Annotated in this window: 1 protein-coding gene; it reads left to right on the forward strand. The window is 59.1% G+C overall.

Going from position 1 to position 817, the window contains the following annotated elements; all coding sequences use genetic code 11:
- Nucleotides 1-32 precede the first annotated feature (32 nt).
- The coding region (locus AC5RWT_RS37870) for an aminotransferase class III-fold pyridoxal phosphate-dependent enzyme (protein ID WP_494084689.1) at nt 33-817 on the forward strand (785 nt) is incomplete at its 3' end.

Here is an 817-nt window from a genome sequence, read left to right on the forward strand (position 1 = left end):
TCGTGGCCATGGGTCCGATCCCGGACGCCAAAATGATTTTCAACAGCGGCGGGTCGGACTCCGTCGACCTGGCCTGCAAGATTGCACGGCGCCACTGGCAGCTTGAAGGCATGCCGGACAAAAAAACCATCCTCAGCCGCACTTACTCGTACCACGGGCTTCACGCTTTTGGTACCAGTATTGCCGGACTTGACTTCAATCGGGACGGCTACGGCTCGGATTCCCTCGTTCCCGAGACCGCGCTAATTCCCACAAACGATATCGAAGGTGTCCGCGCCGTCGTAGACGAAATCGGCCCCCAGAATATTGCCGCCATAATCACCGAACCAATCATAGGCACCGGAGGGATAATTCCGCCCTCCCCCGGATATCTTGAAGGTCTTCAGGAAATCGCCCGAAAAAACGACATTCTTTTGATCGTTGACGAAGTCATCACCGGATTCGGCCGGACAGGCTTCATGTTCGCCTCCCAAAGGTTCCATCTCGAGCCTGACATGGTTCTGCTGGCCAAGGGAATAACGTCCGGCTACGCCCCGCTGGGCGGTGTCCTCGTCTCCGGCCGGATCTGGGGACGGTTCTATCGAGGACAGGACGCCCCCGTCCTGAGGCACGGCATGACGTACTCGGGCCATGCAACAGCTTGCGCAGTTGCACACGCAAACCTCGACATCCTCGAGAAGGAACAACTCGTTCTTCGGGCGCTGGAACTTGAATCCGTCCTCGATAAGGCCCTTGCCCCTCTGGCCTCGCATCCCCTCGTGCAGGAAATCCGCAGTGGCGTCGGGTTTCTCGCCGGCGTCCAGCTCGCACCCGAGGC

It is taken from the genome of Arthrobacter sp. Dra40, assembly GCF_059091905.1.